A 13,508-nucleotide genomic window follows, 5' to 3' on the forward strand; every position below is an offset into this window, starting at 1 on the left:
GCGACCCGCCCCGGTCTAGGTGCCCGCCGCCGCCCTCTCCAGCAGCAGCTCCTTCTCGCGCGCGTTGCGGGTCAGCTCCGCCGCCCTCTCGAATTCCGTTCGCGCCTGGGCCCCGCGACCCAGGCGCTCCAGCAGGTGTCCCCGGACGCTGGGCAGCAAGTGGTAGCCCTTCAGGGCCGGTTCGGCCGCCAGGGCGTCCACCAGCTTCAGGCCCGCCTCCGGCCCGTCCGCCATCGAGACGGCCACCGCGCGGTTCAGCTCCACCACCGGCGACGGGGTCAGCGCCATCAGGCGCCCGTACAGGGTGGCGATGGTCGTCCAGTCCGTGTCCTCGTAGCGGACCGCCCGCGCGTGGCACGCGGCGATCGCGGCCTGGACGGCGTACGGGCCGAGGCCCGCGCGGTGCAGGGCCTCGATGCCGCGGCGGATGAACATGCGGTTCCACCTGGCGCGGTTCTGGTCGGCGAGCAGCACCGGCCGGCCGTCGGGGGTGGTGCGGGCCGCGATACGGGAGGCCTGGAACTCCAGCAGCGCGGCCAGGCCGTGCGCTTCCGGCTCCTCGGGCATCAGGGCCGTCAGCACGCGGGCCAGGCGCAACGCGTCCTCGCACATCGCCGGGCGCACCAGGTCGTCGCCGGCCGTGGCGGAGTAACCCTCGTTGAAGATCAGGTAGATGACTTCGAGGACCGACGAGACGCGGGCCGCGCGGTCGGCTCCGTACGGGACCTCGAAGGGGATCCCGGCCTTCGCGAGCGTCCGCTTCGCGCGGACGACGCGCTGGGCGACCGTCGGCTCCGGCGCCAGGAACGCGCGGGCGATCTCCTCCGTCGTGAGCCCGCCCAGCAGCCGCAGGGTGAGCGCGATCCTGGCCTCCGTCGACAGCACGGGATGGCACGCGGTGAAGATCAGCCGCAGCAGATCGTCGTCGATGTCGTCCGGTTCCGTCGGCTCGGGCGGCGGCACGTCCTCCAGGGTCCGCCCGACCTCCGCCAGCTTGCGCGCGTACGTCTCCTTGCGGCGTACCAGATCGATCGCGCGATGCTTGGCGGTGGCCATGAGCCAGGCGCCCGGCTTGTTCGGAACACCTGACTCGGGCCACTGCTCCAACGCGGCGACCAGAGCGTCCTGCGCGAGCTCCTCGGCGATGCCGACGTCCCGCACGATGCGGGTGACCCCCGCGATGATCCGCGCGGATTCGATCCTGAACACCGCTTCGACCGTACGGGTCGCGCTTGTTGCCGTCACGGTCACTCATCAGAGCAGCCGCGCGGGGGCGGGGCAAGCGGAGTCCCGCCGGCTTCCGGTGCCGTGCGGTCAGCCGCCGGCGATCTCGCGGACCTCGACCGTGAAGCTCCACTCCGCCGGGTGCATCTCCACGAACCGCCTGGTCCACTCGATCGCCTCGGCCTTGTCCTTGGCCTGGATGAGGAAGTAGCCCCCGATGACTTCCTTGCTCTCGGCGAAGGGACCGTCGGTGTAGCTGGTGCTGCCGCCGGACCAGGTGAGCCTGGTGGCCTCGGCGGTCGGCGCGAGCCCGGCCGTGTCCAGCAAGACCCCGGCCTTCGTCATCTCTTCGAGGAGCACACCCATGCGCTCCTCCAGCTCGGGGCTGGGGCCCTCGGGCGCCATGTTCTCGTCGATGCGGATCAGCGTCAGGAAGCGCGGCACGGTGACTCCTCGGTCGGGGCGGCGGGGACTTCTGGTCCCGCAGGGGCGGGGGTTTTCCCTGCCTCTCACCCTTACGTCGAACGGGAGAGCCCCGGATCGACAGCTCCCGGAAATTCTTCCGACCATTTTCCCGGGAGGCCACCGGAGGGAGGCGGATACCGATTGGGACACCGTTCGCCGCCACCGGAGTGTGCGACCACTTCGCGGTTCCTAAAGTGACCGCATGACTGTGATGACGCTCCGGATCCCCGACGACCTCGCCCCGGCGATCCGCGCCGGGGCGGAGGCGGCCGGTCTCTCCCTCAACGCCTACATCGTGCGCGCCGCACGGCGACAGGCCGTCCTCGACGCGGCCCAGCAACTGGCCGCGCTCGGACTCGGCGACGAGCTGTGTGGCGAGGGCGACACACTGTGAAGCGCGGTGACATCTGGACGCTCCGCGACGGGCGGAACGTGCTTGTCATCTCGCTGGACGGCCTGGAACAGCCCTACGGCGCGGTGCTCGCCATCGTGCTGCACCCCTCGGGCCGATTCCCGGACACCGCGATGTCCGTGGTGATCGAGGACCCGTTGCCGTGCACCGCCGTCGCGGTCAACGTCCAGCAGCTGCGGACGGCCCGCTTCCGCGGCGCGCGACTGCTCGGCGCGGTCGGCCCGGCGCCCATGGCACGCGTCAGCCAGGCCCTGCGGGCGGTGCTCGACCTGTAGGGGCGCGGCGAAGTCCGCCTCGCAGGACCGCGGTTCACGTCGTACGCCGAATCGCCCGCCCCGCCAGGACGTCCGTGCGCCTGCCGTCCTCCATCACGAATTTGCCGTCGATCAGGACGTGCGGGATACCCACCGGAAGCGTGCGCGGCGCCGCGAAGGTGGAGCCTGCCGCGACCGTCTCCGGGTCGAAGAGGACCAGGTCGGCGCGGTAGCCCTCGCGGACCAGGCCGCGGTCGGCCAGGCGCAGGCGGGCCGCCGGGCGGGAGGTCAGGTGGGCGACCGTCTCCTCCAGGCCGAGGATGTTCAGCTCACGGGCGTAGCGGCCCAGGTACTGGGGGAACGTGCCGTACGCGCGCGGGTGCGGCTTGTAGCCCTGGAGGATGCCGTCGCTGCCGCCGGTGTGGACCCGGTGGCGCATGATCTGCTGGACGTTCTCCTCGTGGCCCACGTGCTGGAGGATCGTCGAGCCGAGGTTGTCGTTGATGAGCAGCCGGCGGGCGGTGACCCAGGGTGCCTCGCCGCGCTGGGCCGCCGACTCGGCGATCGTCTTGCCCACACAGCTCGCCAGGCCGGGGTCCGAGACGCCCGAGATCTCGATGGTGTCCCACTCGATGGGGACGCCGTGGCAGCCGTCGGCGCCGACCTCCTCCATGACATGACGGATCCTCTCGGCCGTCGAGTCGTCCCGCAGGCGGTCCAGGGTCGGCTCGGGGCCGCCCTCCGTCGCCCAGCTCGGCAGCATCGCGACGAGCGTCGTACAGCCCGGTGTGTAGGGGTACGTGTCGAGGCTGATGTCCGCGCCGTCGGCCAGCGCACGGTCCAGCAGGGTGAGGAGATCCGGTGCCTTGCCCTTGTTCACGCCGAAGTTCATCGTGGCGTGGGCGAGGTGGAGCGCGCAGCCGGCGGACCGGGTGAGCGTCACCATCTCCTCGTACGCCTGGAGCGCGCCCGCGCCGTACGAGCGGTGGTGCGGGCAGTAGTAACCGTCGTACCGCGCAACCACCCGGCACAGCTCGGTGAGTTCGGCGTCGTCGGCGTACATGCCGGGCGTGTAGGTGAGCCCCGACGACATGCCGACCGCGCCCTCCTCCATGCCCTCGGCGACGAGTTGCCTCATGTGGTCGATCTCGGCCGGGGTCGCGGGGCGGTCGTCCCAGCCCATGGCGTACATCCGGAGCGTGCCCTGCGGGATGAGGTACGCCGCGTTGACCGCGATGCCCTGACCGCCGAAGTTGCGGTCGAGGCGATCCAGGTAGCCGCCGACCGTGCGCCAGTCGAAGTCGATGTCCGAGCCGTCACCGTTCCAGCCGGTGATCGACCTGCGGACCTCGGCGAGCGTGCGCTCGTCCACCGGCGCGTACGAAAGCCCGTCCTGGCCCAGGACTTCGAGGGTCACTCCCTGCGCGGCCTTGGCCGAGTGGTCGGGGTCGCGCAGCAGCGCGAGGTCGCTGTGCGCGTGCATGTCGATGAAGCCGGGGGCCAGCGCCAGGCCGTCCCCCTCCACCGTGCGCGCGGCGCTCAGGCGTGGGCCGGCTCCGGAGTCCGCCGCACGGCGGATCTCGGCGACGCGGCCGTCGGTGACGCCCACGTCGGCCCGGTAGGAGGCGCCACCGGTGCCGTCTATGACGCGTACGTCGCGAAGGACGAGGTCCATGGCTGCTGCTCCCGGGCTCTTAGAAGAAGGTGCGGACGTAGTCGACGACGGTGCCGTCGCCCTGGACGAGGGGGATCAGCTGCCACTTGTCGAATGACGTGCAGGGATGGGAAAGCCCCATGCCGACCCAGTCGCCCACCTCCAGGTCCGCGCCCCCGCCGCCCTCCTCGGTGGTGAGCCAGCCGTGCTGGTCGGAGAGGCCGGTGACCTTGATGCCGGTGGCCGGGCGGATCGAGCCGTCGCGTGCGGAGCGTACGACCTGGGCCTCGGGGAGATCGAGGTCGTACGCGGCGTCGCGCTTGCCCGCGTTGATGAACGCCTGGGTCGGCGACGGTCGCGACACGACCTGCGCCCAGAGGCGGAAGGCGGGCTGCAGCGCGCCCTCCTCGGGGATCCGGTTGAACGGGGTCAGATGGCGGTAGTGGCCGTCGTCGTGGGAGACGTACGCGCCGGAGCGCAGCAGCTTCAGCACGGGAAGGGACAGGGCGGGGATCTCGGCGAAGACGTCCGCCACCGCGTCGAACCACGCGCTGCCGCCCGCGCTGATCACGATCTCGTCGAGGCCGGTCGATGCGAACCGGCCCGCCTTGTCGAACTCCGCGGCCAGCGCGACGAGTCGGCGCAGCCAGGCGTGCACCCGCTCGTCGTCGGCCTGCGGGACCTCGCCCTCGTAGCCCGCGACGCCGACCAGTCGCAGGGTCGCGGTGGCGGCGACGGCGTCGGCGATCGCCGCGCACTCGGTCTCGGTACGGGCGCCGGTACGGGCCCCCTCGCCGGCGGCGAGCTCCACGACGACGTCCAGCGGTCGCGAGACGCCGCGCAGGGCCTCGTCCATCAGCTCGACGCCGCGCGGGGAGTCGACGTAACAGACGAAGCGGAAGTCGGGGTCGGCGTCGAGCTCGGCGGCGATCCAGCGCAGGGCGGGCGCGTCGACGACCTCGTTGGCGAGGAAGATCCGCTGGATGCCGTACGCGCGGTACACGCGGGCCTGGTGCGGCATGGCGGCGGTGATTCCCCAGGCGCCGCGGGCCAGTTGGCGCGCGAAGAGCTGCGGCGCCATGGAGGTCTTGCCATGGGGGGCGAAGGCGAGGCCGTGCCGCTGCGCGTAGGTCTCCAGGAGCGCGAGGTTGTGGTCCAGGGACTCGGCGGAGAGGGCCAGCACGGGGGTGGTGAAGCCGCCAGTGAACAAGCTCCGGTGCTCGGCCGCCAGCGCGCCGACGGTCAGGCCCGCGGCGTCGGGCGGGAGTGCCTTGAAGCGGTGGTCCACCGTTTCCAGGGCGAGTGATCCGACCGCGTCTGCGGTGTCGGAGTCGGTCTCGGCAGCCATGGGGCCTCCTCAGAAGATCGCGTTGCACTCTCTGCAACACCCATTGCGCATTTCGCTTACCGCTGTCTAACATCCGAGCCAACGCCCGGTCAATGGTGACCGGCGACCGACCAGTGAGGAGCTTGAGCGATCGTGACCGCGCCCGTGCCCGGATCCGTCGATTCCGACATCGCTTCCGATGCCGATACCGACATTGATGCCGCTGTCGAGGCCGACGTCGATAGGGACGCCGCTGTCGATGTCGATGTCGACATCGTGTGTCTTGGCGAGTCCATGGTCACGTTCCTGCCGTCGAGACCGGGGCGCCTCGCCGACGTGCCGTCGTTCGTACGGGGCATCGGTGGAGCCGAGTCCAACGTCGCCTGCGGCCTCGCCGCCTCCGGTCATACGTCGAAGTGGCTCGGCCGGGTCGGCGCGGACGGTTTCGGCGACCACCTGGTGGCCGCGATCGCGGCGTACGGCGTGGACACGACGGCGGTCCAGCGCGACCTCCTGCGCCCGACGGGCATCTACTTCCGCACCGCGGGGGAACGGCCGACAGAAGTGGCTCCGGCGCAGCCGGGATCCTCCGCGGACCCGACGACAGCTCCGACGGCCGCCGCCGAGCAGGTCACCGCTGCCCCAGCTCTGGCCGAAGAGGCACCGGCCGAAGAGGCACCGATCGAAGAACCGCCCGCCCAGGAACCGCCCGTCGAAGAACCCCTCTCCGAGGTCGTCTACTACCGGGCCGGCTCCGCCGCCTCCGCGATGGCGCCCGGGAGCATTCCCTACCGGCACCTGTGGTCCGGGCGGATCCTGCATCTGTCCGGGATCACCGCCGCCCTCTCGCCCGACTGCCTCGCCCTCATGCGCGAGCTCACCGCCCGCGCCCCCGGCCGGCCCCTCGTCTCCTTCGACGTCAACTACCGCGCTAACCTCTGGCACGACGCCACGGGCCCCCACCCCCGCGTCCTGCTCGACCTCGCCCGGGGCGCCGACCTCGTCTTCGTCGGCGAGGACGAGGCCGCGGCCGCCTGGGGCCTGACCGGCCCGGCGGCCATCCGCGCCGCCCTGCCCGAGCCGGAGGTGCTGGTGATCAAGCAGGGCAGCCTCGGCGCCACCGTGTACGCCCGCGCGGGCGGCACCGGTGAGAGCGTCACCTTCGTCCCCGCCCTCACCGTCGACGTCGTCGCGTCCGTCGGCGCGGGCGACGCCTTCGCCGCCGGGTTCCTCTCCGCCACCCTCCGCGGTCTTCCCGACCGCGCCCGCATCCGGCACGGTCACCTCATGGCCGCCGCCGCCCTCACGGTCCCCGGCGATCTCGCCACCCCGCCCGCCCGCGCCCACGCCGACCGCCTTGCCGCCCTGGATGCCCGCGCCTGGGGCACACTGCGACTCGGCCCCGGCTGGATCCTGGACGGGGTAGGGGAGGACCAGGTGGAGGTACGTACCGCATGAGCCAGACAGTCGACCGAGCGCTGAGCATCCTGCCGCTGCTCGCGGAGGGGCCCGCCGACCTCGGCAAGGTCGCCGACCGCCTCGGCGTGCACAAGTCCACCGCGCTCAGACTCCTCCGTACGCTCCACGCGCACGGACTCGTCTACCGCCAGCAGGACCAGCGCTACCGCCTCGGCGCGCGCCTCTTCGCGCTCGCGCAGCAGGCCGTCGAGAACCTCGACGTACGGGAGATCGCGCACCCCCACCTCACCGCCCTCAACAATGACTGCGGTCACACCGTCCACCTCGCGGTGTACGAGGAGAACGAGGTCCTCTACATCGACAAGGTCGAGAGCCGCTACCCGGTCCGGATGTACTCGCGGATCGGCAAGCCCGTCGCGATCACCGTCGCCGCGGTCGCCAAGCTGCTGCTCGCCGACCTCACCGAGCCCGAGCGGCGCGCCATCGCCGAGAAGCTCGACTACCCCATGTACACGTCCCGTTCGACGCCGAACGCCGGAGCCTTCCTCAAGGAACTGGCGAACGTACGCGAACAGGGCTGGGCCACCGACCTCGGCGGCCACGAGGAGTCCATCAACTGCGTCGGGGCCCCCATCCGCGGTGCGGACGGCCGGGTCGTCGCCGCCATGTCGGTGTCCGCACCGAATGTCGTCGTCACCGCCGAGGAACTCCTCACCCTCCTCCCACTGGTGCGCCGCACCGCCGACGCCATCAGCCGGGAGTACTCAGGAACCGCCAACACCCCTGCAAAAACAGGCCCCACCAAGGAAGCAAGCGCATGAGCGAGAAGACCGCGATCACCCCGTCCACCCACACCGCCCCGCCCGCCAAGTTCTCCCACGGCGTACGCAAGGGCAACATCCTCCAGGTCGCCGGCCAGGTCGGCTTCCTCCCCGCGGTGGAGGGCCAGGCCCCCACCCCCGCGGGCCCGACCCTCCGCGAGCAGACCCTCCAGACCTTCGCCAACGTCAAGGCGATCCTCGAAGAGGGCGGCGCGAGCTGGGACGACGTGATGATGATGCGCGTCTACCTCACGGACGTCGACCACTTCGCCGAGATGAACGCGATCTACAACGCGTACTTCGAGGAGCAGGGCCTCAAGGCGCCCGCCTCGGCCCGTACGACCGTCTACGTGGGCCTCCCCAAGGGGCTGCTCATCGAGATCGACGCCCTGGCCGTGCTCGGCTGATCTTGCACCACCTCCCCACCACTCACGGCACGGTGCTTTCCCCCGAAGCGCCGTGCCGTGGTCCCCCCTGCCTCAAAACCCTCGCTGAACCGAACAACGGAGTCCCCCGTGCTTCTCGCAGCCGCTCCACCCGTACCACCGCCGACCCCGCACACCGGCGGCCTGCTCGCCCTGATCCCCGGCACGGCCGGTCTGCTGACCGTCGCCGCCCTCGGCATCGCGCTCCTGCTCGTCCTGATCATCAAGGTCAGGATCCAGCCGTTCGTGGCGCTGCTCGGGGTCTCCATCGTGGTGGGCCTGTCCGCGGGCCTGTCGGTCACCGAGCTCTTCGGCACGGTCCAGAAGTCCGCCGCCGTCTCGATGATCGAGTCCGGCATGGGCGGCATCCTCGGCCATGTGGCGATCATCATCGGCCTCGGCACGATGCTCGGCGCGATACTCGAAGTGTCCGGCGGCGCCGAGGTGCTGAGCACCCGCCTGCTGAACCTCTTCGGTGAGAAGCGCGCCCCGCTCGCCATGGGCGTCACCGGTGTCGTCTTCGGTATCCCCGTCTTCTTCGACGTCGGCATCTTCGTCCTCGCGCCGATCGTGTACGCCGCCGCGAAGCGCTCCGGAAAATCGATCCTGCTGTACGCGATGCCACTGCTCGCCGGCCTGTCGATGACCCACGCCTTCCTGCCGCCGCACCCCGGTCCGGTCGCCGCCGCAGGACTGTTCAAGGTCGACCTCGGCTGGGTCATCCTGATGGGCGTCGTCGTCGGTGTCCCCGCGGTCCTCGCCGCGTGGGCGTACGCCGCGTGGATCGGCAAGCGCATCTTCGTCGACGTACCGCACGACATGGTGGAGGCCGCCGAGGAGGCCAAGGCCGCCGTCGCCGCCGAGCAGCACGCCGCGGGGGTGACCCCGCGCGAGACGCCCGTCGCACTCGGCACGGTTTTGTCGATCATCGGAACCCCGCTGGTCCTGATCCTGCTGGCGACGTTCTCCTCCATCGCGCTCGACCCCTCGACGCTCCGCTCGGTCATCGAGTTCTTCGGCCACCCCTTCGTGGCACTGACCATCGCGCTGTTCCTGGCGTACTACCTGCTGGGCATCCGGCGCGGCTGGTCCCGCAAGTCCCTGGAGACGGTCTCCACCGCGTCCCTCAAGCCGGTCGGCAACATCCTGCTGGTCGTCGGCGCCGGCGGTGTCTTCGGCGCCGTCCTCAAGGGCAGCGGGATCGCGGACGCCCTCGCCGACACCTTCAACGACGTGGGCCTGCCGATCATCGTGCTGGCCTGGCTCATCTCGGTGGTGCTGCGCGTCGCGCAGGGCTCCGCGACCGTCGCGATCGTCACCACCGCGGGCATCGTGGTCCCGCTGGTCGAGGGCCAGGACCTCTCGCAGGCACACCTCGCGCTGATCATCATGGCGATCTCGGCAGGCTCGATCTTCGCCTCGCACGTCAATGACGGCGGTTTCTGGATGGTCGCGAAGTACTTCGGCATCTCGGAGCGCGACACCCTGAAGTCCTGGACGGTCCTGGAGACGGTTCTGTCGGTGGCGGGCTTCGTGGTCGCCGCGCTACTGAGCCTCGTCATCTAGCTCTACGATCCCATGTGTGCGAGCGCCCCCGGGACCCGTCCGTCCCGGGGGCGCTCCATACGGACGCGCGGACATGCGCGCGGAAGCGGGAGCCGAGGGGGCCGACATGGAACAGCAGGGTCAGCAGCACGCGCAGAACGTGCCACAGGGCTTCGGCCCACCGCCCCCGGCATTCGCCCCGACGCCGTACGCGCAGCTGCAGCCGCACGCTCCCGCGCCGCCGTAGCAGCAACCGCCGTACACGCCGCAGCCGTACGCGCCCCAACAGCAGCAGCCTCAAGGGCCGTTCCCGGGGCCCGACTTCCTCGCGGCGGACCGGCGCTTCGGCATCGTGATCGACGAGGCGGGCGTCTGCTTCGAGTCGCACGGCCACACCGCCGAGTTCCCCTGGCACGACATCACCACCGTCCACTACAAACAGGGCACCAGCGGCCACATCCTGATGGTGGGCGTCCTGCTGACCGACGGCCGTTTCCTCGAATGCGCGGTGGTCGCCAAGAGCCGCGGGATGCTCCAGGAGTGGTTCGAGGAGATAGCCCCCGTCCTGGGCGAATACCTCGACAACCGCGGCGCCCCCGGCAACCCGACCCGCTGACCCTCTTGCGCGATCACCCCCACCCCGCTTTGGTGAATTGGATCACCTTCGGGGACGAGTGGGACGAGCGGGGAGGCGCCAGAGATGGCAGATACGACGGACAACGGCACGGGAGAGCTCACCGCCCGGCCACGTAAGTCCAGCTGGAAGTACATCGGGCCCGGCATCGTCGTCGCCGCGACCGGTGTGGGCGCCGGTGACCTGGTCGCGACGCTGATCGCGGGCAGCAAATTCGGCTACACCCTGATGTGGGCTGCGGTAATTGGCTGCGTCGTCAAGATCTCGCTCGCCGAGGCCGCGGGCCGCTGGCACCTGGCCACCGGCCGCACCCTCTTCGAGGGCTGGCGCAGCCTCGGCCAGTGGACGACGGTCTACTTCGCCATCTACGTCACCATCTGGGGCTTCATCTACGGCGCCACCGCCATGTCGTCGTCTGCCCTGCCGATCGTCGCGCTGTTCCCGGACGGGCCGGACCTCAAGGTCTGGGCGATCATCATGGGCCTGGTCGGCCTGGTCTTCGTCTGGTTCAACCAGTACGCCGTCTTCGAAAAGGTCATGACGGTCCTGATCGGCATCATGTTCGTGGTCGTCGTGTACGTCGCGATCCGCGTCAGCCCGGACATCGGCGCGTCCTTCGCGGGCCTGCTGCCGGTGCTCCCCGACGGCTCACTGCTCTACACGCTGGGCCTGATCGGCGGTGTGGGCGGCACGATCACCATGGCGGCCTATGGCTACTGGGTGAACGCGAAGGGCTGGACCAACTCCTCCTGGATGAAGGTGATGCGCCTCGACAACCGCGTCGCGTACATCACGACCGGCATTTTCGTCGTGGCGATGCTGATCGTCGGCGCCGAGCTGCTCCACTCCTCACACCTCGCCCTGACCAAGGGCGACAGGGGCCTGATCGACCTCGGCAACATCCTGGAGGACCGCTACGGCACGTTCACCGCGAAGCTCTTCCTGATCGGCTTCTTCGCCACGTCCTTCTCGTCCCTCATCGGCGTGTGGCACGGCGTGAGCCTGATGTTCGCCGACTTCGTGGAGCGCTTCCAGCGCGACCGCCGGGGCGCGCCCGTCGACGAGGGCACGGTCGAGGAGGTCGCGACGGGCGCCAAGGAGCGCTCGAAGCCCTTCCGCGCGTATCTGCTGTGGCTGACGTTCCCGCCGATGACCCTGCTCTGGCTGGACCAGCCGTTCGGGCTGGTCGTGGTGTACGGCGTACTGGGCGCGTTCTTCATGCCGTTCCTGGCGCTCACCCTGGTCTGGCTGCTCAACTCGTCCCGCACCCCGGCGGAATGGCGCAACGGCTGGCTCAGCAACGGCATGCTGGTGACGGCCGGCCTGCTGTTCATCGTGCTGTGCTTCCAGCAGGTGCGCGAGATCCCCTGGTAGCGGTTCTGGTCGGAGAGCGGAGAGCGGGAAGCGGAGACCGGGAAGTGACTGCCGAGTGACCGATACGTCGGCGTCACCGGACATGATTTTTCCCAGGCGCTCGACGCGTCGCTTCGGCTGAAGAACGGGAAAGACCATGAACGCGATCTACAAGACCATCGGAACAGGCATTGCGGTTTCCGCTCTGTGGATGTTCAGCGCCCTGGGCATCGCGCAGGGCGCACCTCCCGCCGTCGATTCCATCCAGACGTTCAAGAACCAGGGATCGGGAAGGTGCATCGGCGACAGCAGCAGGGGGTTGCTCCCCGAGCGGTGCGACGGCACGAAGTTCCAGAAGTGGAATGTCTCGCACGTAGGTGCCTACAGCGTTCTGCGCAACGTGGCCACGAACGCGTGTATCGACGACAGCCACCACGGGCTGCGCGCCCACCCCTGCAACGACCAGGACTATCAGAAGTGGCTGGCTGTGGGAGACGGCACGGGCGCCATCAGTCTCGGCAACAAGAAGACGCGGAAATGCTTGGACGACAGTGTTTCGCGGCTGACCGCGGAAGAGTGCAAGGACGGCGCGTTCCAGCTGTGGCGCTGAGCACTTGCCCTCAAGGGTGAACCGGCCCGGCCCGCCAAACGGGCCGGGCCTCACTGCGCCGGGCCTGAAGCTCAGCCGGCTCAGCCGTGTACGGGCAGGACGCGGGGGTCGGGGTCGGTGACCTCGCGACCGACGGCAGGAGCGCCCGTGTTCACGGGGTTGCTGAGGCCTTGGGTGCGATCTGGAAGCAAGAGGACGTGACAGTGATTGCGATCAGAGATGTCTCTTTATGCTTCCGCTCGTCCATCAACCTGAGCTTGACCGAGAATTTTCCGTCGTCGGAATCGGCGATAATTGTCGGGGTCTTTGCAAGGCTTTCGTCCGGGCCGTCCTTGACGATTTTCCAACCATTCTTCGGAAGCGCAGTTCGCATCCGGTCCATCGCTTTTTCCATATCCTCGACCGGAACGTCGTAGATGCTCCACGGGTGTCGAGCCCTCTGCGTCTTTTCTTCGGGTGCATAGCCCGAGCAGGGTAGGAGGGTCGCCCCCGATTGGGTCGACTTCCCCTCCAGTTTGATCATCTCCAGGATTCGGTTCGACCTTTTTTCAACCTCCTCTTGCATTTTTTCGCTGTCCTGTACTTCTGCTGTGGGTTTATCCATGCCCGAACATCCTGCCAGAAGTGTGAACGCCAAGAGGGCGTATATTGCTGCTGAGATTTGCCTATTCAAGGGTCACCCTGTCGTGTCGTCCGCTGATGACGGCTGCTTGATTCTCCAGGCTCGTCGATTCCGGGTCCCAGAAGCTACCGTGATCAGGCGAGTCACTTTTCATGACGTTCTCACCAAATTTTTCGTCCGTGGGAACCGTCAAGTTGTCGCCGAGTCCAACCCATTTCCCGCCGTGCCGCACGATGTTGTCGTCACCGCCGCCGCCCATCGCCCACACGTGGTCGGGCTTGAGCCCCATGTCGGCGGCGCGGTCCACCTGCATACCGGGACTGCCTACCGCGATGATGTCGTCCGCCATGGGACCGTCCTGCCAGCTGCCGGACTGCGTTGCCACGCCGACGACCGTGCTTCCGTAGCCGTGTCCCATGACCGTGGTGTGGGCTTTGGTCCCAGTCTCCTCCCGGTGGGCCGCCTCTTGGCCCTGCATGAACTGGTGCAGCGTCGGTCCGCCTTCGTCCGCGTACGAGCCGCGCGTGGCCTGGGGCACGAGAGTGTCCGGAGCGTTGTAGTCGAACCACGTAATGGTGGAGACCTTGGAACCTGGAGACATCTGACTGCTCTCGTGCCAGAGTGATTCGCCGCGCCCGAGGTCTCCGAGGCCGCCTTTGTCGTCTTCGCCGATGCCGGGGAAATTCGTCTTCGTCCCGGGTACGTACACGGCGGTGTGGTCGGCCGCTAAGAGAATTGATGCC

At 69.2% G+C, this 13,508-nt stretch carries 15 protein-coding genes; 9 read left to right on the forward strand and 6 right to left on the reverse strand.

Annotated features, from left to right (window positions below):
- Positions 1-15: 15 nt before the first annotated feature.
- Together ACLLJJ_RS25260 and ACLLJJ_RS25265 are read right to left on the reverse strand one after the other, a co-directional pair.
- On the reverse strand, positions 16-1,251 hold the full coding sequence (locus tag ACLLJJ_RS25260) for an RNA polymerase sigma factor (RefSeq protein ID WP_434595661.1): 1,236 nt from the start codon (positions 1,249-1,251) through the stop codon (positions 16-18).
- 63 nt (positions 1,252-1,314) lie between these two features.
- Positions 1,315-1,668 (reverse strand): YciI family protein, encoded by a 354-nt coding sequence (locus ACLLJJ_RS25265; protein WP_434595663.1) that lies wholly within the window; start codon positions 1,666-1,668, stop codon positions 1,315-1,317.
- Positions 1,669-1,891: 223 nt separating this feature from the next.
- On the opposite strand from ACLLJJ_RS25265, the gene ACLLJJ_RS25270 reads away from it, so the two are divergent.
- Both ACLLJJ_RS25270 and ACLLJJ_RS25275 read left to right on the forward strand, forming a co-directional pair.
- Positions 1,892-2,083 carry a toxin-antitoxin system HicB family antitoxin gene (locus ACLLJJ_RS25270; RefSeq protein ID WP_434595665.1) on the forward strand — a complete coding sequence of 64 codons (192 nt, stop codon included), beginning with the start codon at positions 1,892-1,894 and terminating at the stop codon, positions 2,081-2,083.
- Positions 2,080-2,376 (forward strand): hypothetical protein, encoded by a 297-nt coding sequence (locus tag ACLLJJ_RS25275; RefSeq protein WP_434595667.1) that lies wholly within the window; start codon positions 2,080-2,082, stop codon positions 2,374-2,376. Before ACLLJJ_RS25270 ends, ACLLJJ_RS25275 begins: the two co-directional genes overlap by 4 nt.
- Positions 2,377-2,410: 34 nt before the next feature.
- On the opposite strand, the gene ACLLJJ_RS25280 is transcribed toward ACLLJJ_RS25275, so the two are convergent.
- Together ACLLJJ_RS25280 and ACLLJJ_RS25285 are read right to left on the reverse strand one after the other, a co-directional pair.
- Entirely contained in the window at positions 2,411-4,030 is a 1,620-nt protein-coding gene (locus tag ACLLJJ_RS25280; protein ID WP_434595669.1) for an N-acyl-D-amino-acid deacylase family protein, read from the reverse strand.
- 19 nt (positions 4,031-4,049) lie between these two features.
- The gene (locus ACLLJJ_RS25285) at positions 4,050-5,357 is read right to left on the reverse strand and encodes an amino acid deaminase (protein WP_434595671.1); all 1,308 of its coding nucleotides are present in this window, start codon (positions 5,355-5,357) and stop codon (positions 4,050-4,052) included.
- A gap of 192 nt (positions 5,358-5,549) precedes the next feature.
- Between ACLLJJ_RS25285 and ACLLJJ_RS25290 the strand changes: the two genes are divergently transcribed.
- The 7 genes from ACLLJJ_RS25290 to ACLLJJ_RS25320 all read left to right on the forward strand — a co-directional run bounded on the left by ACLLJJ_RS25290 (position 5,550) and on the right by ACLLJJ_RS25320 (position 12,143).
- Complete coding sequence (locus ACLLJJ_RS25290; protein ID WP_434600516.1) at positions 5,550-6,794, forward strand: sugar kinase; 1,245 nt, start codon at positions 5,550-5,552, stop codon at positions 6,792-6,794.
- Positions 6,791-7,576 carry an IclR family transcriptional regulator gene (locus ACLLJJ_RS25295; RefSeq protein ID WP_434595673.1) on the forward strand — a complete coding sequence of 262 codons (786 nt, stop codon included), beginning with the start codon at positions 6,791-6,793 and terminating at the stop codon, positions 7,574-7,576. The genes ACLLJJ_RS25290 and ACLLJJ_RS25295 overlap by 4 nt, the downstream gene beginning before the upstream one ends.
- Positions 7,573-7,983 carry a RidA family protein gene (locus ACLLJJ_RS25300; RefSeq protein WP_283520976.1) on the forward strand — a complete coding sequence of 137 codons (411 nt, stop codon included), beginning with the start codon at positions 7,573-7,575 and terminating at the stop codon, positions 7,981-7,983. The genes ACLLJJ_RS25295 and ACLLJJ_RS25300 overlap by 4 nt, the downstream gene beginning before the upstream one ends.
- A 108-nt stretch (positions 7,984-8,091) precedes the next feature.
- Positions 8,092-9,567, forward strand: a complete 1,476-nt coding sequence (locus ACLLJJ_RS25305) for a GntP family permease (protein ID WP_434595675.1) — start codon at positions 8,092-8,094, stop codon at positions 9,565-9,567.
- Between the two features lie 331 nt (positions 9,568-9,898).
- Positions 9,899-10,162 carry a hypothetical protein gene (locus ACLLJJ_RS25310; protein WP_434595677.1) on the forward strand — a complete coding sequence of 88 codons (264 nt, stop codon included), beginning with the start codon at positions 9,899-9,901 and terminating at the stop codon, positions 10,160-10,162.
- Positions 10,163-10,246: 84 nt separating this feature from the next.
- Complete coding sequence (locus tag ACLLJJ_RS25315) at positions 10,247-11,554, forward strand: Nramp family divalent metal transporter (RefSeq protein WP_434595678.1); 1,308 nt, start codon at positions 10,247-10,249, stop codon at positions 11,552-11,554.
- Positions 11,555-11,690: 136 nt separating this feature from the next.
- Entirely contained in the window at positions 11,691-12,143 is a 453-nt protein-coding gene (locus ACLLJJ_RS25320) for an RICIN domain-containing protein (protein WP_434595680.1), read from the forward strand.
- A 151-nt stretch (positions 12,144-12,294) separates the two neighbouring features.
- Here ACLLJJ_RS25320 and ACLLJJ_RS25325 read toward each other — a convergent pair whose 3' ends face one another.
- Positions 12,295-12,747, reverse strand: coding sequence for a hypothetical protein (locus tag ACLLJJ_RS25325; RefSeq protein WP_434595682.1), 453 nt, complete (start codon positions 12,745-12,747; stop codon positions 12,295-12,297).
- A 61-nt stretch (positions 12,748-12,808) separates the two neighbouring features.
- Complete coding sequence (locus ACLLJJ_RS25330; protein ID WP_434600517.1) at positions 12,809-13,501, reverse strand: alpha/beta hydrolase; 693 nt, start codon at positions 13,499-13,501, stop codon at positions 12,809-12,811.
- Positions 13,502-13,508 lie beyond the last annotated feature (7 nt).

The sequence above is a fragment of the Streptomyces sp. A5-4 genome (genome assembly GCF_051131715.1).
In the GTDB taxonomy this organism is placed as follows: domain Bacteria; phylum Actinomycetota; class Actinomycetes; order Streptomycetales; family Streptomycetaceae; genus Streptomyces.